18 protein-coding genes are annotated in these 23031 nt (G+C 63.2%); 8 read left to right on the plus strand and 10 right to left on the minus strand.

Going from position 1 to position 23031, the window contains the following annotated elements; genetic code table 11:
• The first annotated feature begins 996 nt into the window (after positions 1–996).
• Positions 997–2334 (plus strand): MFS transporter, encoded by a 1338-nt coding sequence (locus PPN31114_RS14075; RefSeq protein ID WP_150680079.1) that lies wholly within the window; start codon positions 997–999, stop codon positions 2332–2334.
• Between the two features lie 97 nt (positions 2335–2431).
• Positions 2432–3415 (plus strand): M14 family metallopeptidase, encoded by a 984-nt coding sequence (locus tag PPN31114_RS14080; RefSeq protein WP_150680080.1) that lies wholly within the window; start codon positions 2432–2434, stop codon positions 3413–3415.
• 82 nt (positions 3416–3497) lie between these two features.
• Here the strand turns inward: PPN31114_RS14080 and PPN31114_RS26185 are convergent, their stop codons facing one another.
• The 3 genes from PPN31114_RS26185 to PPN31114_RS14090 form a co-directional block, all read right to left on the minus strand.
• Complete coding sequence (locus PPN31114_RS26185; RefSeq protein ID WP_174988032.1) at positions 3498–4946, minus strand: GntP family permease; 1449 nt, start codon at positions 4944–4946, stop codon at positions 3498–3500.
• Positions 4947–5999 carry a patatin-like phospholipase family protein gene (locus PPN31114_RS26190; protein WP_174988035.1) on the minus strand — a complete coding sequence of 351 codons (1053 nt, stop codon included), beginning with the start codon at positions 5997–5999 and terminating at the stop codon, positions 4947–4949.
• A gap of 227 nt (positions 6000–6226) precedes the next feature.
• Positions 6227–6607, minus strand: coding sequence for a winged helix-turn-helix transcriptional regulator (locus PPN31114_RS14090; RefSeq protein ID WP_150680081.1), 381 nt, complete (start codon positions 6605–6607; stop codon positions 6227–6229).
• Positions 6608–6764: 157 nt separating this feature from the next.
• On the opposite strand from PPN31114_RS14090, the gene PPN31114_RS14095 reads away from it, so the two are divergent.
• Complete coding sequence (locus tag PPN31114_RS14095) at positions 6765–7766, plus strand: LLM class flavin-dependent oxidoreductase (RefSeq protein WP_150680082.1); 1002 nt, start codon at positions 6765–6767, stop codon at positions 7764–7766.
• Between the two features lie 24 nt (positions 7767–7790).
• On the opposite strand, the gene PPN31114_RS14100 is transcribed toward PPN31114_RS14095, so the two are convergent.
• Both PPN31114_RS14100 and PPN31114_RS14105 read right to left on the minus strand, forming a co-directional pair.
• Positions 7791–9059 carry an NAD(P)/FAD-dependent oxidoreductase gene (locus PPN31114_RS14100; RefSeq protein WP_150680083.1) on the minus strand — a complete coding sequence of 423 codons (1269 nt, stop codon included), beginning with the start codon at positions 9057–9059 and terminating at the stop codon, positions 7791–7793.
• Positions 9060–9153: 94 nt separating this feature from the next.
• A complete protein-coding gene (locus tag PPN31114_RS14105; protein ID WP_150680084.1) occupies positions 9154–9987 on the minus strand; it encodes an aldo/keto reductase in 834 nt (277 codons plus the stop codon).
• 585 nt (positions 9988–10572) lie between these two features.
• On the opposite strand from PPN31114_RS14105, the gene PPN31114_RS14110 reads away from it, so the two are divergent.
• Positions 10573–11154 carry a cytochrome b gene (locus PPN31114_RS14110; protein WP_150680085.1) on the plus strand — a complete coding sequence of 194 codons (582 nt, stop codon included), beginning with the start codon at positions 10573–10575 and terminating at the stop codon, positions 11152–11154.
• A gap of 36 nt (positions 11155–11190) precedes the next feature.
• Here PPN31114_RS14110 and PPN31114_RS14115 read toward each other — a convergent pair whose 3' ends face one another.
• The 3 genes from PPN31114_RS14115 to PPN31114_RS14125 all read right to left on the minus strand — a co-directional run bounded on the left by PPN31114_RS14115 (position 11191) and on the right by PPN31114_RS14125 (position 14977).
• The gene (locus PPN31114_RS14115) at positions 11191–13338 is read right to left on the minus strand and encodes a TonB-dependent receptor family protein (RefSeq protein ID WP_150680086.1); all 2148 of its coding nucleotides are present in this window, start codon (positions 13336–13338) and stop codon (positions 11191–11193) included.
• 227 nt (positions 13339–13565) lie between these two features.
• Entirely contained in the window at positions 13566–14063 is a 498-nt protein-coding gene (locus PPN31114_RS14120) for a DUF2946 domain-containing protein (protein WP_150680087.1), read from the minus strand.
• A 212-nt stretch (positions 14064–14275) separates the two neighbouring features.
• The gene (locus PPN31114_RS14125; RefSeq protein ID WP_150680088.1) at positions 14276–14977 is read right to left on the minus strand and encodes an OmpW/AlkL family protein; all 702 of its coding nucleotides are present in this window, start codon (positions 14975–14977) and stop codon (positions 14276–14278) included.
• 190 nt (positions 14978–15167) lie between these two features.
• On the opposite strand from PPN31114_RS14125, the gene PPN31114_RS14130 reads away from it, so the two are divergent.
• The 4 genes from PPN31114_RS14130 to PPN31114_RS14145 all read left to right on the plus strand — a co-directional run bounded on the left by PPN31114_RS14130 (position 15168) and on the right by PPN31114_RS14145 (position 20761).
• Positions 15168–17777 (plus strand): penicillin-binding protein 1A, encoded by a 2610-nt coding sequence (locus tag PPN31114_RS14130; RefSeq protein WP_150680089.1) that lies wholly within the window; start codon positions 15168–15170, stop codon positions 17775–17777.
• Between the two features lie 162 nt (positions 17778–17939).
• A complete protein-coding gene (locus PPN31114_RS14135; protein ID WP_150680090.1) occupies positions 17940–18851 on the plus strand; it encodes a LysR family transcriptional regulator in 912 nt (303 codons plus the stop codon).
• Positions 18852–18898: 47 nt separating this feature from the next.
• Complete coding sequence (locus PPN31114_RS14140; protein ID WP_150680091.1) at positions 18899–19405, plus strand: GNAT family N-acetyltransferase; 507 nt, start codon at positions 18899–18901, stop codon at positions 19403–19405.
• Between the two features lie 150 nt (positions 19406–19555).
• On the plus strand, positions 19556–20761 hold the full coding sequence (locus PPN31114_RS14145; protein ID WP_150680092.1) for an NAD-dependent formate dehydrogenase: 1206 nt from the start codon (positions 19556–19558) through the stop codon (positions 20759–20761).
• Between the two features lie 172 nt (positions 20762–20933).
• Here the strand turns inward: PPN31114_RS14145 and PPN31114_RS14150 are convergent, their stop codons facing one another.
• Positions 20934–21653, minus strand: coding sequence for a glutathione binding-like protein (locus PPN31114_RS14150; RefSeq protein ID WP_150680093.1), 720 nt, complete (start codon positions 21651–21653; stop codon positions 20934–20936).
• Between the two features lie 165 nt (positions 21654–21818).
• Complete coding sequence (locus PPN31114_RS14155; RefSeq protein WP_150680094.1) at positions 21819–23018, minus strand: amino acid aminotransferase; 1200 nt, start codon at positions 23016–23018, stop codon at positions 21819–21821.
• Between the last annotated feature and the right edge of the window lie 13 nt (positions 23019–23031).

The raw sequence follows: 23031 nt of genomic DNA on the forward strand, positions 1-23031 counted from the left end.
GGCGCGCAAAGAAGAAACGGAGAGTCTTGCGAGGCGGATGTCGACCTGCTGATCACATTGGGCGAACGGCGCTCGGCGAATGTGGCCGCGACGCTGCCTCCGGGGACGAAATAACATTGATGATTCGGTGCCGTACCGGAAGTACCGGATCCGTGCGGTCGGATAAGGCGACTGACAGCTCGTCATCAACGCGAGGCCAGACGCCGATTAGATCGGAGCACGCTGGGGCTCAAGGGAACGATCCAATGCATGCATGCTCGGAAGCTAGCACCCGCACCGCGGAAGGCAGACTCGGCGCGAGATATTCGAGTTCGACCGGCTCGTCCAACCGCTCCGCAGCCTCTTCCAATAGTGGTGTTCGATAAAAATCGAGTGATTGTCGACATCGACAGCGAGCGCTCTGAAACGCCATAGAAGGTCGGTGATGGTTACTCGGTCACGCCGAATTAGGTCTTAAGCAATGAGCGCGCTTCGATATGACAAGATCCGATCCGAAGGCGATATTCCTGCAGTTCTGGTGACGAAACCTATTAAGGAAATTCAGTCAGCAATTCGGACGCCCTTTGCTGCGCTCGCCGTCCTTGCGCACGGATTTGCCTCCAACACAAGTAGGCCCAACGCCACCTTCTGCGAGCGATCACTGAGGACCGTAGGCCGTTGAATTTTGTGGCAGGCGCGGCGTGAGGCTCACATCGACCTGATCTGACCGGCTCGCGGTGTCCGCGCGCGCCGCGTGGGTGAAATTCTTAGCGATTATTGGGCCGGCAGGCACGAAATCCTGTTACGGAGTTCATTGTTCCGTGACGGAGTTCATTGTTTTGCATCACCTCGCCGGCCCTCGCCGCCCAATCAGCACATTTGCGTGCCGAAACGGCACGAAGCCCGTTTTTATGCCGCCTACACTCCGCTTCCTGAGACTGGCTCGGCGTGCGCGTGCGATTCGCACTTGAACGCCACACATTATCCCCAACGCCAGCGGACCCAGAGGAGCAGGGCATGACCAGCAATTCCCGCGCCGCCACCCCGGCGCCCCACAACCCGTGGCGTGAAATCTGCGCCGCGAGTATCGGCAACGCACTCGAGTTCTACGACCTGCTGATCTATGGCTACTTCGCCATCGTGATCGGCCAGTTGTTCTTCCCTTCCCACGACGCGACGACTTCGCTGCTGCTCTCCGTGGGCACGTTCGGTATCTCGTTCGTCACGCGCCCGCTGGGCTCGATCATCCTTGGCAGCTACGCTGACCGCGCTGGCCGTAAAGCCTCGCTGACGGTCTCCATCGCCCTGATGATGCTCGGCACCGCCATGATCGCGTTTGCGCCGACGTACGCGCAAATCGGCATCGCCTCGCCGTTGATCATCATCGTCGCCCGTATGCTGCAAGGCTTCTCGACGGGCGGTGAATTCGGTGCCGCCACGGCCTTCATGGTCGAGCACGCCGACGCCAAGCGCCGTGGTTTCTTCGCCAGCTGGCAGATGTCGACGCAAGGGCTGGCCACGGTGCTCGCCGCCGGTGTGTCCGCGCTGCTCAGCATGCTGCTCACCGCCGATCAACTGAGCGCATGGGGCTGGCGTGTTGCCTTCGCCGTGGGTCTTCTGATTGGGCCGGTTGGCTTGTATATCCGCCGCAATATCGACGAGACGGCCGACTTCAAGAAGCTGGGCGAGAAGCAACGCGAAAAGTCGCCGCTGCGCGAAGTGTTCGGCCGCGATCGCGCCAATATGCTGCTCGGCGCCGGTGTCGTCGCCGCAGCCACCGCGTTCAACTACGTGCACAAGCTCTACATGCCGACGTACGCGGTCAAGCAACTGCACATTCCGGCGACGTCGTCGTTTGTCGGTGCCGTCGTGACCGGCCTGATGCTGATGCTCGCCGCACCCGTCGTCGGCCACCTGTCGGATCGGTTCGGGCGCATTCGCGTGATGTTGATCGCGCTGATTCTCGTCGGTGCGACGACTTATCCGCTGTTCGTGCTGCTCAACCTGTACCCGACGTTCCAGACGCTGCTCATGGTGCAGGCGCTCGTGGGTCTGTTGATCGCCGTTAGCCTCGCGCCGCTGCCCGCACTGCTCGCCGATATCTTCCCGACGAGCACGCGCGGTACCGGTCTGGCGCTGTCGTACAACTTCTCGGTGACGTTGTTCGGCGGTTTTGCACCGCTGATCGTCACGTGGCTCATCGACGCTACCCACAGCAAGCTCGCCCCGAGCTTCTATGTGATGGCCACGGCCGTGCTGAGTATCAGCGCCGTGATCGCGTTGGGCCGCCGCGTGCGTGCCGGCAAGATCGCCGGTATTCCGCATCGTGCCTCGCGCGCCTCGAAGGCCGCCTAAGTCTTTTGCACTGATTTACGCCGCAACGACGACGCCTGCCGCCTCCCCTGTGGCGGCGTCGTCGGTCTTTTTCGGCATCCCTTTGTGGAGTTTTTTCATGACCACGCTCGAAGCCATCCGCGCCGCTCTGCCGGCGTACCCCATCGAAGTCTCGTTCCCCGACATCACCCGCTGGCGCGAAGGCAACACCGGTATCGACTATCTGCACACGTTCGATAGCGGCAAGCCCGGCAAGCACGTGATGATTCTCGCGCTCACGCACGGCAACGAAGTGAGCGGTGCCATCGCCGTCGATACGCTGCTCGCCTCGGGCCTGCGCCCGGTCGAAGGCCGCCTGTCGCTGGGCTTCGGCAATATCGATGCCTACGAGCAGTTCAGCGCAGAGAACGCCGATGCAACGCGTTTTCTCGATGAAGACATGAACCGCGTTTGGACGCCGTCGGCGCTCGACGGCGAGCGTCAGAGCCGCGAGTTGGCACGTGCCCGCGCGATGCGTCCGTTTATCGATACCGTCGACCTGCTGCTCGACATCCACTCGATGCACGAAGCGTCGGCACCGCTGATGATGACGGGCCCGCTGGAGAAGGCGATTGCCCTGGCTGCGGAACTCGGCACGCCGGAGCATGTGATTATCGACAAGGGCCACGCCAACGGCACGCGCATGCGCGACTATGGCGGCTTTGGCGATGCGGCCAGCCCGAAGAACGCGCTGCTCATCGAAACCGGCCAGCATTTCGCCAAGAGCGCACGCGACGTGGCGCTCGACTCGGCCGCGCGTTTCCTGTTGCACGCGGGTGTCGTGGCAGAAGCCGACGTGGCCCCGTTCCTCACGCAAGCCAAACCGGCCAAGCAGAAGTTTGTGGAAATCACGCAGCCGGTCGTCGCGCGCTCGATGGACTTCCGCTTCTCGCAGCCGTTCACGGGGCTGGAAGTGATCGAGAAGGCCGGTACCGAAATCGCCCGCGATGGCGATGAAGTCATCGTCACGCCGTACGACAACTGCGTGATCGTGCAGCCGTCGATGCGTCACCTGGGTGTGAACGTCACGATGATGCGACTCGGCCGTCTGCTCGACCGTTAAGCTTGCAGCGTTCGGTGACGAACCGATGTGACGAAGGGCCAGCGATTCGCTGGCCCTTTTGCTTTGCTTCCCGAGAATTCGATCAGAACGACCCGACGAGCGAGCCGACCACAATCACCGCGACCAGCGCGATCAGTGCGCTCACGATGCTGGTCATCACGATGTCGAGATAGCTCTCGCGATGCGTGCTGCCGCACACGGCGAGAAGCGTGACCACGGCACCGTTGTGCGGCAGGCTGTCGAGCGTGCCCGACGCCATGACGGCGACGCGGTGCATGAGCGCCGGATCGATGCCGTGTTGCGCCGCGAGGCTCACATACGCCGGGCCGAGTGCGTCGAGCGCAATGGTCAGGCCGCCAGACGCCGAGCCGGTGATGGCGGCTAGCAAGTTCGCCGAGAGCGCAAGCGACACGAGCGGACCGCCGTCGATGGACAGGACCCAGTCGCGGACCAACTCGAAGCCCGGCAAGGCGGCGATGACGCCGCCGTAGCCGACGAGGCTCGCCGTACACATGATCGGGAGGACAGAGGCGTTGGCACCGGCGTCCATCGTCTTGCGCAGCGCAGGCAGGCGTCGCCACTGCAACACGATCAGCACGAGAATGGCGCTCGCCAGCGCGACGCACACGCCCCACACGCCAGCCACGCTCTGCAATGTGATGCCGCCCCATCGCGGTTCCGATAGAAAGCTGGCATCGAGGCGGGGGAACACCAGCACGTTCATCACGAAGTTGCCTGCGATGACGACCACGAGCGGCAGCGCGGCGGTGAAAATGCCCGGTAGTGCATCGCTGCGATGCCCTTGCTCGATTTCCGCCGGATCGAACTCGCGGGCGACGCTAGCGCGCTCGCGCACGACGGTGGGGTCGGCGCGCTTATCCCACACCTCGTCGTCGGCATAGCCATGACCCGCGCGGCGCGCCTGCGACTCGCGCCACGTCAGCCACCACAGGCCGACAGCCAGCATGATGGCCGAGGCCATCAATCCGAGCCCAGGCGCAGCGAATGGGGTCGTGCCGAAGAACGGCATCGGAATGGCGTTCTGTATGGCGGGGGTGCCCGGCATGGCGGACATGGTGAAAGTCGAGGTGCCTAAGGCAATGGCCGCAGGCATCAATCGCACCGGAATGTTGGCCTCGCGAAAGAGCGCGTGTGCCATCGGCGCCAGCACGAAGAACGCCACGAAGAGGCTCACTCCGCCGTAGGTGACGAGGGCCCCGCCGAGGACCACGGCGAACATCGCGCGCCGTGCGCCCAACTTATCGGTGAGAAAGGCCGCAATGGCGCGCACCGCACCGCTGTCTTCCATCAACTTGCCGAAGAGTGCCCCGAGCAGAAACAGCGGGAAGAACTGCGCGATGAAGCGCGCTGCGTTCTGCATGAACGTTTGGGTCCAGTGTGCGAGCACGGGTTCGCCCGAGAGCGCTGCGGCAAGCATGGCAGCCGCGGGTGCCAGCAGCAACACGCTCCAGCCGCGATAGGCCAGCCAAACGAGCAGGACCAGACCGATGAGAATGCCGGCGAGCTCCATTCAGATCGACTCCATGAGCGTGTCGAGATCGAGCGACGAGCGTTGCCCGAGGTCGGTGCCGTGTTGATCGAGGAAGGCCTCGGCGCAACGACGGCCCTCGTCGCGAAGCATGACGAGAAAGTCCCATTCGGCAGAGAGCTTGGACGAGTAGCCGAGCGTGGTCATCATGTCGCTCGCAATTCGGTGAATGCGCATCTGCGCCCAGCGGCGGCCCTCTGCGGTGCCCGCGTCGACCACTTGGCGTAACACGGCGATCATGCGTAACTCTTTGAGCAACGTGGCGTTGAAGGAGACTTCGTTCACGCGGTTGAGAATCTCGCGTGCGGAGCGGGGCACTTCCGCACGCTCGACAGGATTGACCTGCACGAGGATGGTGTCGCGCGAGACGGTTTCGCGCACAAGCGGCGTAATGGTCGGATTCCCGGCATAACCGCCGTCCCAATACGGCTCGCCGTCGATCTCGATGGCGCGGTAGAGCATGGGCAGGCAGGCGGAGGCGAGCAACACGTCGGAGGTGATCTCCGCGTTACGAAAAACACGTCCGCGTCCGGTGCGCACGTTGGTTGCCGTGATGAACAGCTGGATCGGACACTCGGCAATTGCGTCGAAGTCGATGTGATCGGCCAGCAGACGCCGCAGCGGGTTGTATTCCAACGGGGCGAGGTCGTAGGGCGACACGACGCGTGCCGCCAGATCGAAGAGCACGAAGAACGGCGAATTGTCGAGCGACCAGCGCCCAAGCACGACGTCGAGCGGCGTGCGGCGCAGTGGACTGAAACGGCCAGCGTGCGACACGTCGCGCCAGAATTGCTCAAGTGCGCCACGCGCGGCGTCGGGGCCGCCGCGCACGAAGCCCGAGGCAAGCACAGCCGCGTTCATCGCACCGGCTGAGGTGCCGGAAATGCCTTCAATGCGTAGGGTTGGGGTGTGGGTGGTCTCTTCGAGCAGGCGATCGAGAACGCCCCAAGTGAATGCGCCGTGCGCGCCACCGCCTTGCAGGGCAAGGTCGATGGGCAGGGGCGACGGGGTACTGGCTCGTGATGCGCGTGGCATGATCCCTCGGCGATGCGGCACTGCGCCGATCGGCACCGGCCGCGTGGTTCGGAACGAGAGTACGGTTGCAGCCGCTACGTTGTTTGCGGTGCAACAAAGCCACTGTCTCAGATAACTGTGAAATCGGCAACCGTCGGTGGGGCGATGATCGGAAGCGTTGGCGGCGAACGCCTACGCGCGGGAGGGGGCGTGGTGCCGTGACGGGCCGAGGTGCGGCGGCAGCAGGGTTAAACCTCGTCGGGCTGCGTCGGTTTGCCGCGTCGCAGGCTCAATTGGGCCAGTACGTCGGCATGCTGGTTGCCCCAGCGGTAAAGCATCTCGATGGGCTCGATGAATAGCTCGCCCAGCGGCGTGAGCGAGTATTCCACCTTGGGCGGCACCACGGCGTACACCTCGCGGTGGATGAGCCCGTCGCGCTCCAGTTCGCGCAAAGTCTGCGTGAGCATCTTCTTGGAAATGCCAGGCAGGCGGCGCTGCAACTCGCCCGTGCGAGTGGTGCCGCACTGCAACGCGTACAGCACCATGCTCGTCCACTTGACGCTGAACAACTCCAGCACGCGGCGCGGGACGCAGGTTTCTTCGAAAACGAAGGGTTCGGACTTGCCCATGGTAACCAAATGGTGACTATTCAACTGAAAGGTGCCTACTGGGGATTTTGGCCCTTCGTCACTATACTTTGAGCCGATAGTGCGTGTCACCCGATGCGACAAGCCGTGCGTGTTGCCGGTTGCGTTTATCGGACACGTCACGTGAATGGAGACCCCCATGAGCAGTTTGTCGAAAACGGCCCTCTCGATGCTGGATCTGGTGCCGGTGCGTGCCGGCGGCACGGTGGCCGAAGCCCTGAAGCAATCTACCGAATTGGCGCAGCATGTGGAGCGGTTGGGTTTCAACCGGTTCTGGCTGGCCGAGCATCACAACATGGACGGCATCGCCAGTTCAGCGACGGCTTTGCTGATCGGCCATGTCGCTGGCAAGACGTCGCGTATTCGCGTGGGCTCGGGCGGCATCATGCTGCCGAATCACCCGCCGATGGTCGTGGCCGAGAACTTCGGCACGCTCGCCGCGCTGTATCCGGGCCGTATCGATCTGGGCCTGGGCCGCGCCCCGGGCGCCGATCAGGCGACCATGCGTGCCTTGCGCCGTGACCGCTTGTCGAACGGTGACGATTTCCCCGAGCAAGTCGCAGAATTGCGCGCACTGCTTGCGCCCGCGCAACCGGGGCAGCGGCTTGTCGCGACACCCGGTGCGGGGAGCGATATTCCCGTGTGGCTGTTGGGCTCGTCGCTGTTCTCGGCACAGCTTGCCGCGCATTTGGGCCTGCCGTACGCGTTTGCATCGCACTTTGCGCCGCGCTTCCTGTTCGATGCGCTGCGGATGTATCGCGAACTGTTCCGCCCGTCGGCAGTGCTCGATAAGCCGTACGTGATGATCGGCGCACCCGTGGTGGCCGCGCCGACGGATGAAGAAGCGGCGTTCCTCTCAACCTCTGCGCAGCAGAAGATTTTGGCGCTCATGCGCGGGCAGAGCTTGAAGCTACAACCGCCGGTGAACGACATGGACGCCCGTTGGGACCCGGCCGAGCAACATTCGGTGGAGGCCTTCCTTGGCGTGTCGGTGGTCGGTGGCCCCGAGCGCGTGAAGGCTGGGCTCACCGAGTTGGTCGAACGCACGCAAGCCGACGAGCTCATGCTCGTCACCGATGTCTACGATCCGGCCTTGCGCCTGCGCTCGTGCGACATCGTGGCGTCGGTCTGGAAGTCGTGATGGTGTGAAGGCGGCCTGATTCGTCTAGCGGAAGCGCCCAATCGAGAAGGGGGAGAGGTCGAGCATCGGCCGCTCTCCCGCGACGAGCGCCGCTACGGTGCGACCGGTCGATGCGGCCGCCGTCAGGCCGACGTGGCCATGTCCGAAGGCATAGAACGCATTCGGCACTTTCGACGCGGCACCCAGCACAGGCAGAGAGTCGGGCGTGCTGGGCCGGAAACCCTGCCAACGCGCGCCATCGACCGATTGCGTCGATTTTTCTCCCGCGACCGCCCCCGGAAACATCTTGTGCAACTGGCGCAGCAACAGGTCGGCTCGACACCAGTTCGGCGGTGCTTGCAGGCCCGCCAGTTCCACTGTCCCCGCTCCCCGCAAACGACCGTTCATCGGCGTGGCAAAGAGTTTGCCTTCTGCCCACATGACGGGACGCGTCGGCATTTCGGCCGGTGCCGGTATCTCCACGTGATAGCCGCGCTCGGTGTCGAACACGATGCTGTCGCCCAACTGCCGGACAAACGGGGCAGACCACGCGCCCGCTGCCACCACGACGGCGCGGGCTTCCTCGCGACCCGCTGCGGTGTGCACCGCGACCACCTGGGCACCGTTGGTCTCGATGGCCGTAGCGGCCGTGTCGACAATGCGCCCGCCGCGTGCAACGACTTGCGCCGTCAGCCGCGCCAGCAAGGCACCCGGGTCCAACGTGTGGCCCGTTTCGCTGATATAGCGCGCACCGACGAAATCGCTCGACAGCGTGGGTTCAAAGTCACGCAGCGCAGCGCCATCGAGCGTCTCGATTTGCACGCCGTTCTCACGACGAAGCGCCATGCCGCCTTCGTCGCCCTGCATGCCGCTCTCGCTCGAGTAGGCAATGAGATAGCCGCGCCGCGTCACGAGATCGTTCGCGTCGGCATCGTCTAACAGGGGTTGATAAGCATCGAGCGCGGGGCCGAGCAACGCGCGTAATGCGCGCGCTTGTGCGCTTACCCGTGCGGGCTGGCTGGCGGCGACAAATCGCGTCAGCCACGGGACCATGCGCGGAAGATAGGACCAACGCAACACCAGCGGTCCATCCGGTTGCAGCAGCCAGCCGGGCACTTGCCAGAGCACGCCGGGCATGGCGATGGGAACGACGGAGGAGCCGTTGATACAGCCAGCATTCCCCAGCGACGCCGCTTGCCGCGCCGACTGCCGATCGACAATCACTACAGGCAGGCCAGCACGTTGAAGATAGGCGGCGGTACACACGCCGACCAGGCCGCCGCCGATGACGACAACCGGACGTGAATCGTTCATGAAGCAGTCCTGCGAATATGCGAAAGCGCGAAAGCGGCTAGTGTACTGCGCCGGGCAGAAGCGCCCGGCGTTCGTCAAAAATAGCGCAGACCCCTCAGATCATTTCGAGCGGGCGCTTGCGCGACGGTGCTTCGAAATGGTGGTCGAGGGCAGAGAGCTCGTCGGGGCTGAGCACGATGTCGTGCGCGGCACGATTGGCGGTGACGTGCGCTTCGGAGCTTGCCTTGGGAATGGCAATGACGCCCGGGCGATGCAACACCCACGCCAACGCGACCTGTAGCGGCGTGACGTTTCTCGTGCGGGCGATATCGCCAAGAATGCCGCTGGTCGGTAAGCGCCCCTGCTCGATGGGCGAATACGCCATTACCGGCAGGCCGCGTTCGGCTAGCCACGGCAGCAGGTCGTACTCCGGCACGCGTCGCGATAGGTTGTACAGCACTTGATTCGTCACGCAGGCATCGCCGCCGGGCGCATCGAACAGTTCGTCCATGTCGTCGGTGTCGAAGTTGCTCACGCCCCAATGGCGAATCTTGCCGGCGGCGCGTAACGCCTCGAAGCCTTCGATGGTGTCTTCGAGCGGCACTGTCCCGCGCCAATGCAGCAGATAGAGATCGAGGCGATCCGTGCGCAAGCGCTCGAGACTACGCTCGCATGCCTCGACGACGCCGCGCCGCGAGGCATTGTGCGGATAAACCTTACTCACGAGGAAGACCTGATCGCGAAGGCCGTCAAGCGCTTCGCCGACCAGCCGTTCGGTGGCACCTTCGCCATACATCTCGGCCGTGTCGACAAGCGTCATGCCCAGCGAGACGCCGTGACGCAGTGCCGCAATTTCCTCGCGCCGACGCTCCGGCTTTTCACCCATCATCCAGGTGCCCTGGCCCAGCACGGGCACCGCCTCTCCGTTTGGCAACGAGACCGTTCGCATGTTGTGTCCTCCATGGTTTTGATGGGCATTATCGACCCGGAGGTCGAGCCCTGACCAGCGCAATGAGGGGTTGGCGCAACACTTTGCGGCGGCGTCCGATCGTTTTGTTCAGATATGTCTGAAGCACGATCGAGAATTCGCCGCTATTCCCTTCGGGCGCGATTTTTCTCGGATAGTTCACACACCTTTGGCAATGTCCTAGCGATAGGCTTGCCTCACCGATGTGCGCAGCGAATGTTGCTACGCAGCGAGACGGCTCGGGAGTGGTGTTGGCTGTGCATGTCGGACCGGAAAGTCGGACAGCGGATCGCTTCAAAAAAGAAAGCCCCGCGAGCGGGGCTTAAGGCCGGCCGTGTGAGGGCCGGCCAAGGAGGTTCATTCGGTATGACCGGGCAATGTTGACAATGTGGACGTCTGGCCCGGTCGAGCGACATGCGAGGCGTATTTTCGGCATGGATTGCCCGTCGGTGTGGAGGAGGATTCTTAATCTGGATCAGAAACTTGAAGTAACAATTGCGCCCTTTTCGCGTAACAGGTGCAAAGTGATAATGATTTCGCCGTACTCAGAAGAGGAGTCCCCCGAAGATGGATAAAGCGATCAAATCCGATCCGGCTCGCCGTTCGCTCGCCGCGCTCACGCCGTTGGAGCGCTATACGCCGCCCGCTATTTTTTTTCATTGGGCGGTTGCGCTGCTGATCGTGATTGCCTATGCCGCTGTGATTACGAAAGGCTACTTGCCGCGCGGCAGTGCGCCGCGCGCGCTGTCGATGGTGATTCACGAGTGGGCGGGGGTCTTGGCATTGGTGCTGGCGGTGCCGCGCCTGCTGTGGCGTGTTGTGAAGGGCGCGCCGCCTGCGCCGCCCGATCAGGCGTGGTTCGTGAGAACGGGGTCGTCGCTGGTGCACCTGCTGCTATACGTGTTCATGTTCGCGCAGCCGGTGCTGGGCTACCTGACGCTGAACGCCGGTGGTCACGTGCTCACGATTCCGGGGCTCGATATTGCACTGCCGCAGTTCATTGGACAAGATGACGCGACGCGCCGCTCGATCAAGGACATTCACGAGACGATCGGCAACGCGTTCTACTGGGTCATTGGTCTGCACGCGCTCGCCGCGCTCTGGCATCACTATTTCCGTCGAGACGACACGCTGCGGCGCATGATGTGAGCCGCAGCGTGTCTGTCCCGGCAGGACGTCAGCGCATCAGAACGTGAATCGCACTCCCGCGAAGACGCTGCGACCGTCGCCCGGGTAGAAGACCGCCGTATTCGCCGTGCGTGCGTCGGTCACAGTGCTGAAGTCCGACACGTAGCGCTTGTCGGTCAGGTTGCGGGCATCGACGTAGAACGTGACACCGCGCTGCACGAGATACGACGCTTGCAAGCCGATCAACGTGTAGCCCGGCACGCGCATCGTATTGGCGTAGTCGACCCACGCGCCGGTCGGCACCCAGTCGAGCGACGCCGCGATCTGGAACCGGTTGGTGAGCGCATAGCCGAGTGTCGTGCGCAGCACGTTGGTGGGCACGCCTGCGATGCGGTTGTTGCCGTACTGCGGGTCGTCACGGAAGCGGAAGTCGCTGTAGTTCCAGATTTGCGAGAGCGTGACGCGATCGCCGGTAGCGATCACGTCCTTGAACAAATCGAACGACGCGCCGACTTCCAGACCTTGCAACACGGTCTTGTTCGCGTTGAACGTCGAGGCGGGAATGTCGGGCGAGGTCGTGTATTGCAGCAATTGATCGCGCACGAGCGAGCGGTAGGCGGTGAAGTCCCACGCAACACGGCCCAGTTTGCCGCGCGTACCGGCTTCAATCGTCCACGCGTGTTGTGCTGCGAGCGGCACGAAGCGTGACGTTGCACCGAAGGTCTGCGAGAGGTCGGTGAAGTCCGGCACATCGGCACTGCGCGTCACGTCGATGAACGCTTGCACATCCTTGCGCGGCTCCCACAGCAAGCCGATTTTCGGATTCACCCCCGAGTAGGCGGCGCTCGTCGAACGATAGTTCGGGTCGTTGGGCAGGCCACCGTAATCGACATATTGGCGCACGTCGCGATAGGCCTTGGCACCGATCATCAGACCCACGGTCGGCAGGAAGAACAGGCGGTTCTCGAAGTAAGCCTCGTAGTTGTACGCGCTTTGTCGCGAGTTGAGCGTTTGCGCGCCGCGATTGCCGTTCACGTTGACGTATTGATCGGCCTGCGTGTTGCCGCCGAAGAACCGGGCGCCGACGATCAGGTCGTTGCGCATACCGGCGAGCGTGAGGTTGGCGGTGTAACGCGGGGCGATGCCGTACGTCCAGCCGTCCTGATCCAGTGCTTGAAAGATCGGGTGGTAAAGGCTCTTGTGAATCACCCACGAGGCGATGTCGAGTTGGCCGACATCGAAGCGGACTGTCGTTAGGTTGCCGAGTCGCTCGGTGCGCGTGTTGCGGGCCTGATCGCCGGAGACGGCCGAGGCAGCGGCTTTGGTTGGGTTGTTCAGCGCGTCGAACAACGAGAGCGAGCCGGGCAGTTTCTGATCGACGATATAGGCGCCGAAGAAGAAGCGCGTCTCGACGCGGGGCGAGAACTTGTAACCGACGTTCGCGTTGAACTGCGCGTACGTGCCTTTATCGTGATCGCGGTAGCCATCTGCGCGATTGACGGTGATGGTGGCGAGCGCGTCGAGCGGCCCGAAAATGCGCGACATCTGGCCGCTGGCACGAACGTTCCCGAAGCTGCCGCCATCGATACGGAACTGATTCGGCGCTTCAGCCGTGTAGGCCGTCGGCGTGACGAAGTTCAGTGCGCCGCCCAGTGTCGTCGCACCGTAGGCGAGGCCGTTGCCGCCTTTGTAGATTTCCGTCGAGCGCAGACCGAGCGGATCGATTTGGTAATAGTCGCCGCTGCCGTCTGCGAGGTTCGTCGGAATGCCATCTTGGAGGATGTCGAGACCCCGCACGTGATAGCCGCGCGCGATGCCCGAGCCCCGAATCGACAGGCGCAGTTCCTGACCGTAACGGTTTTGCACGTAGACCCCGGGGCTGTCCTTGAGGACGTCGCGCAGGTTGAACGCGTAGGTGTTCTGATACGAATCCGAATCCACGAAGCCGACCGAGCCTGCGGTTTGAAACAGATTGGCTTTCTGTTCCTCGACGCTCGGCGAGGTCAGCGACTCGGCAGGTGCAGTCACGGTCGTGGCGGGCAACGTGGCGACCGGGTCGCTCGGCGCTTGCGCGACCAGCAGTGGCGAAGCGGCTGCACTGATCGCCGAGGCGTCGGAAGTGAGCGCGTGGGCTTGGCCGCCCAGCGAGGCGAAGACGAGTGCGATGGCCGTTTGCAACGGCTTCTGTGTGATGGGACGTAGCATGAGTGTCTCTCTGGCGAGCGCTGAGCGTTCGCTTGATGTTCTGGATTGCCGTGTGCGTTGGCGTTCGGGCATAGGAGCACCCGGGCACACGGACGTACCGGCGCACGAACGCACGAATGACCGCAGCGCGCAGCAACGGCGCGCACGACGCAAACGAAACAGCGGAATCGGAAAAGCGCGAGTCACGGCTAACCGGACGCGAGCCCGTTAGCCGGAAGTCGGCGGGATCAGACGATCAGAGAGGGCGGCGCACGCGCCAGTGCTGCGGAGAAGCGGGCGCGCGGATAGTAGGGCACCAGCACGCGGGGGGCGTCGGCGATGCCTGTCGGCGCGGCAGTCGGGGGGGTAAGGAAATGGGATGCGACGAGCGGCTGATGTGCCCAGAGCGTGCAATAGCCGCACTTTTCCCAGTGTTCGGCCGACGCTAGCGAGTGGTCGGGGCCGCTATGTTCACTGTGCAGACTGGTGGCACGCTCGGTCGCGGGCGGCGCTTGCGCATCGTCGTGACCGCTGTGGCCATCGTGCGCGGGGTCGCGCTGCGCGTCGGCACGCGGGGTGCTGTTGGTGCCCAGCGCCGCTTGTGTGCCCTGCACCGTGCAGTAGACCGCAAACGGGTCCTTCTGCATGGCCGCACGCCATTGCGCAATGGCCGGCATGAGCGCTGCCAACAGGATCGCCAGCAAGGCGATCCCGATTGCGACGCGATGCTGACGGAGCTTGCGCATGCCTGGGCCGAAGTTACGTAAATAGTGCGTTCAGGGAAGCAGGCATTGTAGGGGCTGCCGTCACGACGCGTAAATGTTTTGCGTTCTCATGTAGGGAGGACGCGACAATTTGACGCATCGTGCACGGAACTCGGCACAGATCGGGCGATCGCGCCGTGGTACTGGTCCGAATTACGGGGCCGAAGGATGACCCCGAACGATGGGGCCGAAAACTAGAACTTCATCCCCACGCCGACGCCGACGATCAGCGGGTCGATATGCAGCGTGCCGAGGTCAGTCCCGGCCAGCGACGTGTCGGTCTTCATCCAAATCTTCTTGATGTCGATGTTGAAGAACAGGTTTTTCGTCATCTGAATATCGACACCCGCTTGCAGGGCTGGCCCGACGCTGTGGTTCTTGATCGAAATCGGCGTGCCGCCCGCGTTGAGGTTGCTGTTCCAGAAACGCGTGTAGTTGATACCGGCGCCGACGTACGGGCGCACTTTGCCCGCATGGTTGAAGTGGTATTGCAGCAGCAGCGTCGGCGGCAGCACGTTCACGCCACCGAGATGCCCAAGGCTGGACGTGAGTTGATGGCGCGACATGCCGAGAATCAGTTCGACCCCGACGTTGTCGAGAATCATGTACGTGAAGTCGAGCTCCGGCACGATGGCGTTATTGACGGTGACGCCGAGCGTGGGCAGCACGCTGCCGCTCGCATGCGAGTCCGGCATGATGCCGATGGCGCGCACGCGCGCAAGAATGTCGCCCGCGTAAATGCCTTGCGAGCTGTCTTTGATGAAGCCGAAGGTCTTGTCTTGTGCGGCATTCGCGGGCGGGGTGTCGGTAGCCTGTGCCGAGGCGCCAGTGCTGAAAAACGCGGCACCGGCGACGAGTGCGGCTGCGATGGCCGTGGCGCCGAGGGAGTGCTTCATGATGATTTCCAAAGTCGTGAGTGAGCACGAACGATGGTAGAAGCGCCTGCATGCGCCAGACTTGACGCGCATCAAGCGCGCGAAAACCCCTGTCGGCGATGCGACAAACTGTCGCGCATTTGTGGCGCATAAGCGTCGGGTGGCCTCCCCGTTTTGGTAGGATGCGGACTTTGCCACGCGTTCCCCCATCGTGAAGCGCTTGATTTCGTCGCTGCTGCATGCCATCGCCCAAGCGGGCCGGCATGGCATTCGTCTGCTACATCCCCTGCTGCAATCCCTCCAGCAACGCTTGCAACCGCTTGCCGAGCGCGCCTGGCACCATGTGCGTCATCCCACGCGACGCGGCGTGCTGATCTCCATCGCCGCCGTCCCTGCGCTGTTCATCGCCTACACGCTGATTCTGATTCCGTTCACGCCCGGCATCCGCGATATCCGCCGTGCGAAGGTCGACCAGCCCGCACAGGTGCTGTCTGCCGACGGCAAGTTGCTCGCCGAATTCCGGCCGTCCAACCGGGAATGGGTGGCGCTAAAGGATGTGTCGCCCAACGTCGTCAAGGCGCTGGTGTCGACTGAAGACCATCGGTTTTACGAACACCACGGCATCGACCTGAAACGCACGGCGTCGGCGGCGCTGCACACGTTCTCGGGGAATCGGCAGGGCGGTTCCACCATCACGCAGCAGCTCGCCCGCAACCTGTATCCCGACGAGATTGGCCGTGCGCCCACGCTCACGCGCAAGCTCAAGGAAGCGATCACCGCGCTCAAGATCGAGGCGCTCTACACCAAGCCCGAAATTCTCGAGACGTACCTCAATACCGTGCCGTTTCTGTACAACGCCTACGGTATCGAGATGGCCGCCCGCACGTATTTCGACAAGTCGGCCGATCAACTCGACGTAGTCGAAGCGGCCACGCTCGTCGGCATGCTCAAGGGCAATAGCTATTACAACCCGGTCATCAACCCGGAGCGCGCGCTGCAACGCCGCAATACCGTGCTCGCCCAGATGGTGAAATACGGCGACCTCGATGCGTCGAAACTGGCGGCGCTGCAAAAGCGGCCACTGCGCGTGAACTTCGAGCGCCAGACGGAGGAGCCCGGCCCGGCGCCGCACTTCGCTCAGCAATTGCGCAAGTGGCTGATCGGCTGGGCGGATCGCAACGACTACAACATTTACTCGGACGGCCTCGTGGTGCACACCACCATCGACTCGCGTCTTCAGTCGATGGCCACGCAGGCGCTCACGCGTCAGGCGAATCAGTTGCAGGGGATTGCCGACGCGAACTGGTCGGCCCGTGGCGGCTGGCGCGATAGCGCGGCGCTGGTGCAATCGTTCGTGCGCGAGTCGGCCGAGTATCGCAATGCGGTGGCCGGTGGCGAGGCGCCCGAGGCGGCGATGAAACGCCTGCTTGCCGACAAGACCTTTATGCAAAACCTGCGTGCGACGAAAACGCGCGTGCAGGCGAGCTTCCTCGCGATCGACCCGCGCACGGGCTCGATTCGCGCATGGGTGGGCAGCCGCGATTTCACGATCGATCCGTTCGATCACGTGCAGCAGGCCCGCCGTCAGCCGGGCTCGACGTTCAAGCCCTTCGTGTACGGCGCCGCTTTCATCAAGGGGGCGAAGCCCGACGACACCATCGTCGATCAGTCCGTTGAAATTCCGCTCGCGGGCGGCGAAATCTGGCGGCCGAGCGACGATACCGCGCCGACCAACAAGCCGATGGCGTTGCGCGATGCACTGGCGCAATCGCGTAACACGGTGACCGCGCAGTTGATGCAGGAAGTGGGGCCGTCGCGTGTGGTGGGGCTGGCGCGTGCAATGGGCGTGCGCGAGAGCAAGCTCGATCCGGTGCCGTCGCTGGCATTGGGCACGAGCCCGGTGTCGCTCAAGGAGATGGTCGCGTCGTACGGCACGATCGCCGACGGCGGTGAGTATCGCGAGCCGACCATGGTCACCGAGATCACGAATAGCGAAGGCGACGTGTTGGCTACGTTCTCTCCCGCGCGGGCCGAGCGCGCGCTCTCGGAAGCCGACGATTACACGCTGCTCGATACCATGCGCGGTGTGATCAACCGCGGTACCGGCAACGCGATCCGCACGCGCTTCGGCATTCGCGCGGATGTAGCGGGCAAGACCGGGACCACGCAAGACAATGCCGACGGCTGGTTCATCTTGATGCAGCCGCAACTGGTCGCCGGTGCGTGGGTGGGGTTCAACGACAGCCGTATTACCTTGCGCAGCGATTACTGGGGGCAGGGCGCGCACAGTGCACTGCCGATCGTGGGCGATGTGTTTTCGCGGGCGTTGCGCGCCAAGTTGATCGATCCGAATGCGCGCTTCGAAGCGCCGGACAATCATCACTGGTACAGCGACTGGTGGACCCGTGCGAGCGATTGGGTGAGCGCGCTTTTCGCCAAGAAGCCGGAACCGGAACATAAACCGAAGGCGACGGTGAAGCGGCAAGCTGCACCCGCGCCAGCCCCTACGCCGTCATCGTCTGAACTAGGCACCGATACGGCCAGCGCTGCACACAACGACGGCCCGCTACCGGTGCCGGTGGCCTCGGCGGTGCTTGCCAAGCCGGATGCTGGTTCGGCCGTGGCGACACCGCACGGAAACACCATCCCCGGGGTGCCAGGCGAATGGGACGGGCCCGGGGCGACGTCAGGCGTACCGCCGTCGCCGTCGTCTTCGTATTCGCCTTCGCCTTTACCTTCGCAGTTCCCGTCTGCACCGCCCTCGCCGGTGCCTGTCGCGCCGCCAACGCAGGCCATTCCCGCCCCGGCGTCCGCCCAATAAGCAGGCCGGGCGCCATTTCTGGCACGCCCGGCCGTACCAAATTGCCATAACAGTTATGCCGGATTCTCATGACTGCCACGCCCTGTCATGCGCTATATTCATGACGATATAACGGGGACGTGACATGCCTCCCCGGCCACATCGTGGGGGAGGACGCAGGCCATGTTTATCCGGCAGTTGAGTTATCTCGTGGCGCTCTCGCAAGCGCAGCATTTCCGCCGTGCGGCCGAGTTGTGCAATGTGTCGCAGCCCACGTTATCGGGCGCGATTCGCAGCATCGAAGAGGAGTTCGGCCTGCCCATCGTGCGTCGTGGCCGCCGCTTCGAGGGCTTTACGCCCGAGGGCGAGCGGGTATTGGCGTGGGCGCGTCAGGTGTTGGCCGATTGCGAAGGTCTGCGCCAGGAGGCCAGTGCCAGCCGCCGCGAAGTCGCGGGCTGCCTGCGCATCGGTGCCATTCCTACCGCCTTGCCGCTCGTCCCGTTGCTTACCGACGCCTGTCTGCGCGACTTCCCCGGTATGCGGCACGAGGTCTACACGCTTTCGGCCACGCAGGCGCTGCGTCAGCTTGCCGAACTCGATCTCGACGTCGGTCTCAGCTATCTCGACGATCCTCGCTTGCGTGAATTCGAGACCATCCCGTTGTTTCGTGAGCGTTACGTGCTCATCGCGCGCGACGAGGCAGTGCTGGCAGGACGGACGACACTCTCTTGGCACGAAGCGGCGAAACTGCCGCTCTGCCTGCTCACGAGCAACATGCAATGCCGTCAGGGGATCGACGCGGCACTCGCGCGTGCCGGTACGTCGGCGTCCCCTCGAGTCGAGACCGATTCGCTGATGGCGCTATACGCCCATGTACGTTGCGCGGGGCTGTACAGCATCGTGCCGCACAGCGTGTTGTGTCTGGCAGAGATGCGCGACGAGTTGCACGCCGTGCCGTTGCAGCCCGCATTGCATCGCGAGATCGGGCTGATTCTGCGGGAGCGTCAGCCGCGGCCCCCGTTGTTGGAAGCGGCTGTCGCCGCGTTCCGGTCGGTGGATTTACAGGTGCGATTGGACGCGCTGTTGCCTGCGTAGCGGTTGCCGCAGTGGCATGTCGCTGACAAGCACCTACAATTCAGCGCATGACACTCCAAATTCGAAACGAAACCGCCACTGACGCGGCTGCGATCGAAGCGCTGACAACCGCAGCGTTTCTCAACGCACCCCATACCGATCACACTGAGCAATTCATCGTGAACGCGCTGCGCCGCGCGGGCCAACTGACGGTATCGCTCGTCGCGCTTGAGGACGACGCCATCGTGGGGCATGTGGCGGTATCACCCGTCACGATCTCCGATGGCAGCGCGCGCTGGTATGGCCTCGGGCCGATTTCCGTCGCACCTGACCGGCAAGGTCAAGGCGTTGGCAGCCGCTTGATGCAGGCGGCGCTCGACGCGTTGCGTGAGCACGGTGCGGCCGGCTGCGTCGTGCTCGGCGACCCGGCGTACTACGGGCGCTTCGGGTTTATCGCTGTCCCGGAGGTTGTGCTGCCCGGTGTGCCGCCCGAATACTTCCAAACGCTGTCGCTCGACGGTTCGACGCCGTCGGGCACTGTGCAGTATCACGAGGCGTTTAACGCCACCGCCTGACGTTTTTCCCCTGAGTTTGATAGGCCGGACCGATCAACCGATCGGTCTTAACGATTTTCCATCGGCGTGCGATACACCGATCATTGGCCTCAATGCAGCGGCGACACCATGCGCCGCCCACGCAGACAACAACCTCAGGAGCGAGACATCATGGCCAAGATTGTGTGTGTTCTGTACGACGATCCCGTCACCGGATATCCCAAGACCTACGCCCGCGACGATCTGCCGAAGATCGAGTGCTACCCCGACGGTCAGACGCTGCCGACGCCCAAGGGCATCGACTTCCAGCCGGGCGCTTTGCTCGGTAGCGTCTCGGGTGAGCTGGGCCTGCGTAAGTATCTCGAATCGAACGGCCACCAACTGGTCGTGACGTCGAGCAAAGACGGCGACAACAGCGTGCTCGACCGCGAACTCGCCGATGCGGAAATCGTCATTTCGCAGCCGTTCTGGCCGGCCTACATGACCGCCGAGCGCATCAAGCGTGCGAAGAAACTCAAGATGATCGTGACGGCCGGTATCGGCTCGGATCACACCGATCTGCAAGCGGCCATGGAGCATGGCATCACGGTCGCGGAAGTCACGTATTGCAACAGCAATAGCGTGGCCGAGCACGTGTTGATGACCACACTCGCGCTGGTGCGCAACTACCTGCCGTCGTATCAGTGGGTGCTCAAAGGTGGTTGGAACATCGCCGATTGCGTGTCGCGTTCGTACGATCTGGAAGGTATGCACGTGGGCACGGTCGCGGCTGGCCGTATCGGCCTGCGCGTGCTGCGCCTGATGAAGCCGTTCGGCACGCATCTGCACTATCTCGATCGTCACCGTCTGCCGGAATCTGTCGAGAAGGAACTCAACCTCACCCACCACACGAGTCTGGAAAGCCTGGCGAAGGTGTGCGACGTGGTCACGCTGAACTGCCCGCTGCACCCGGAAACGGAACACATGATCAACGCCGACAGCCTGAAGCACTTCAAGCGCGGCGCTTACCTGATCAACACGGCGCGCGGCAAGTTGTGCGATCGCGATGCAGTGGCAGCCGCGCTGGAAAGCGGTCAACTCGCTGGCTACGGCGGCGACGTGTGGTTCCCGCAACCGGCACCGGCCGATCACCCGTGGCGCCACATGCCGCACCATGGCATGACGCCGCACATCTCGGGCACGAGCCTGTCGGCACAAGCGCGCTACGCCGCCGGTACGCGTGAAATTCTGGAGTGCTATTTCGAGAACAAGCCGATTCGCAACGAGTACCTGATCGTGCAAGGCGGCAAGCTCGCCGGTGTGGGCGCGCACTCGTATAGCGCAGGTAACGCCACGGGCGGGTCGGAAGAAGCCGCTCGCTTCAAGAAGTCGGCGTAACCGCGTCACGCGTCTTTCGCAGCACCCGCTGCTTGCATTGCTTCCGCAGTACCCGCCGGGTCGTCGGTCGACGTCTGGCGGGGCAGTATCTCCTCGAGCCCTGTCTCGTTCAAAGGCCGGTCATCCTCACGGATGCACCGGCCCTTTTTTTGCTGCGCTAAGCGTATTCGCCTTAGGCGGGACGCTTCGGAATATCTAGCCCGCGAATCACGGCCGGACGTGCGACGAACGCATCGAGCACACGTTTGACGTTCTTGAATTGCGTGAACTCGACCAGATCGCCTGCCTCGTAGAAGCCGACGAGATTGCGAACCCACGGGAACGTGGCGATGTCCGCAATCGTGTACTCGTCGCCGAGCAGCCACGTGCGGTTGGCCAGATGTGCATCGAGCACAGCGAGCAGGCGCTTGGACTCGTTCACATAACGGTCGCGCGGGCGCTTGTCTTCATAGTCCTTGCCCGCGAACTTATGGAAGAAGCCCAGTTGCCCGAACATCGGGCCGATGCCGCCCATCTGGAACATCAGCCATTGCAGCGTTTCGTAACGTGCGGCCGGATCGGTGGGCAGCAGCTTGCCGGTCTTCTCGGCCAGATACCAGAGGATGGCGCCCGACTCGAACAGCGGCAACGGCTTACCGTCGGGACCGTTCGGATCGAGAATCGCGGGAATCTTGTTGTTCGGGTTCAGCGACAGAAACTCGGGCGTGAGCTGGTCGTCGGTCTGGAAGCTGACCAGATGCACCTCGTAAGGCAAGCCGATCTCTTCGAGCATGATCGACACCTTCACGCCGTTAGGCGTGGGCAGCGAATACAGTTGCAGACGCTCGGGATGGGCGGCGGGCCACTTGCGGGTGATCGGGAACTGAGACAAATCGGCGGACGGGGCGGTCATGGGGTTCGATGCGTTCAGAGACGTTCGGGTTTGGCGGCGCATGTCGCCGCAGGACAGCCAATATAACGCCAAGTGAAAAGGCTTGCTGACGGCGCGCTTGAAACGACAAAGGGACGGCAACTACCGTCCCTTTGTCATTACCGCGATGCGATGACTGCCACGTAATTACGCGTTGTTCAGCACCTTGGCGATGCTCTGCGACACCACGCCGACGTTCTTTTCGTTCAAACCAGCAACACACATGCGGCCCGAGCGAATCAGATACACGCCGTACTCGTCGCGCAGCGTGTCGACTTGCGCGGCCGACAGGCCGGTGTACGTGAACATGCCGCGTTGCTCCAGATAGCGCGAGAGCATGTTGTCCGGCACGTGACCGCGCAGACCTTCATGAATCGCACCGCGCATACGCGTGATGCGCTGGCACATCTGCGTGAGCTCGTCTTCCCACGACTTGCGCAGTTCCGGCGTGCTCAACACCTTGGCCACGATTTTCGCGCCATGCGTCGGCGGGTTGCTGTAGTTGGAACGCACAGCGCTCGTCAACTGACCCAGCACGCGATCGGCCGCTTCGCCCGATTCGCAAATCACCGACAGACCGCCGCAACGCTCGCCGTACAGCGAGAAGTTCTTCGAGAACGAATTCGCCACGAATGCCGGTACGCCCTGACGGGCCAGTTCGCGAATCACGAATGCGTCGGCGTCCAGGCCCGAACCGAAGCCTTGATAGGCCATGTCGACGAAGGGCAGCAGTTCGCGCTTCTTGAGCACGTCGATCACCTGCACCCACTGCGCGTCGTTCAGATCGACACCGGTCGGGTTGTGGCAGCAAGCGTGCAACAGCACGACGCTGCGGGCCGGCAGTTTGTCGATGGCGTCGACCATCGCTTCGAATTGCAGGCCGCCCGTGGCTTCGTCGTAATACGGGTACGTATTCACGGTGAAACCGGCGCGCTCGAAGATGAAGCGGTGGTTGTCCCACGTGGGGTCGCTCACCCACACCTGCGCGTCCGGGAAGTAGCGCTTGATGAAGTCGGCACCCACTTTGAGGGCGCCCGAGCCGCCAAGCGTCTGCACGGTGGCAATGCGGCCTTCAGTGCGTGCGGGCGAATCGTCGCCGAACACGAGGGCTTGCACGGCGTCGCGATAATTCGCGAAACCCGCCATCGGCAGGTAGGGCTTCGGACCCACTTCGGCGAGCAGCAGCGCTTCGGCCTGACGCACGGCCTGCATGACCGGCAGACGGCCATCGTCGTCGTAATAGATGCCGATGCTCAGGTTGACCTTGTTGGTGCGGGCGTCCTTCGCGAAATTCTCGTTGAGCGAGAGGATCGGGTCACCGGGATAAGCATCGATATGTTCGAACATGGCAGTTCCTGGA

The organism is Pandoraea pneumonica, from assembly GCF_902459645.1.
Classification (GTDB): Bacteria; Pseudomonadota; Gammaproteobacteria; order Burkholderiales; family Burkholderiaceae; genus Pandoraea; species Pandoraea pneumonica.